Source organism: Methylophaga sp. (genome assembly GCF_965655755.1).
Taxonomy (GTDB): Bacteria; Pseudomonadota; Gammaproteobacteria; order Nitrosococcales; family Methylophagaceae; genus Methylophaga.
In genome coordinates this window covers 1-1,218 of the sequence record NZ_CBFHHW010000078.1, presented here as the reverse complement: position 1 = coordinate 1,218, position 1,218 = coordinate 1, and the positions used below count along the sequence as shown (strand labels likewise).

The 1,218-nt window shown below is 45.0% G+C and carries 2 protein-coding genes; both read right to left on the bottom strand.

Annotation, left to right across the window (positions count from 1 at the left end):
• The coding region (locus tag ACTF5U_RS12470) for a transposase (protein WP_438971954.1) at nt 1-672 on the bottom strand (672 nt) is incomplete at its 3' end.
• Between the two features lie 150 nt (nt 673-822).
• Nucleotides 823-1,218, bottom strand: a 396-nt coding sequence (locus tag ACTF5U_RS12465) for a hypothetical protein (protein ID WP_438971953.1), incomplete at its 5' end; no start/stop codon positions are given.

Sequence of the window (1,218 nt, the reverse complement as noted above, 5' to 3'; positions counted from 1 at the left end):
ACCTTGCCCCATCCTTGGGGTCGCCGTCTTTAGGAAGCTACTGAGCCGATTAAATTCTTTCTCCAGGGTTTTAGAGGCTTTTTCTAACTGCTTTTTACGTTCACGCTCATTAGGCTTGCGACCATCAAGTTTTTTATGTTCCGTCAAACAGTGGCGAATTCTTTTCCGCAGCTTTTCGCGTTTCTGTTCAAGTTCAGACAATGTGCCAGAGTGCTCCTTGGCGGCATTGGATGACATCTTGCAGCCATCGATAGCCAGCAATTCATTCCCTAGCAGTCCCTGTTGATCGCAGACCAAAAGAACTTGCTCAAAGACTGACTCAATCGCATCGGGATAACTGCTGACAAAGCTGGCAATGCTCGTAAAGTGAGGCACTGCATCACAGGACAAGGCTTTGAAGATGATATTGTGTTCACACTGCCATTGTATTTCGCGACTGGAGGTAATGCCCTTGGAATAGGCAAAGAGAATAATCTTTAACAGGATCGCCGGATCATAGGCTGTTCGACCACCAGCGTCATTATTGTATTTATCATAAAAAACAGACAGATCAATGTGATTTTCGATCAGATGATGGAGGGTAAATTCGAAGGTGTCCGGCTGTAACTGTTCTTCGAAATTGATCACAACCATGGCGGTTTGGTCGTAACTGTATTTTTTGAAGTTTGGCATGGCGTCAGTCCCTTTTCGATGCCCAATTTTATCAAAAAACGTCTATTTTTTGGAGTTTTGCTACAGTTTCAACGCCTTTGTAACGGGCAGCCTTGTGGCGAAGCCACGCTTAAGGCTGTCCAGCCCGAAGGGCGATCGTTGACAAACTTGTTAAAGGTTGCCTGCTACGATGCCCGCTATTATTAGAATTGCTATACCTAGCATGAACCAATTGCCAAACTTACGGCTGGCATTAGATTCTTCACTGCTGATTGGCTGCAGAGGGAGCGAGGCTAACTCGCCGAAATGACCTCCAAGCCAAATAAAGGGTACGGCCACTAAAACATAAATATTATTGCTGACATAAAATAAATAAATTGTCAGTGCTATTACCAGCCAAGAAACCAGAAATGGCCAGGCTGATTGAAAACCAAACCGATACTTTGAGTGAACATAGCTCAACTTACCGCAGCTTCTACACTTTGCCGGCGTGTCGGATCCGCACCAAAATTTGGCCCAGATGCCTATACCATTATTCTTGCAGTGTGGACACTGAAACATGAGTGA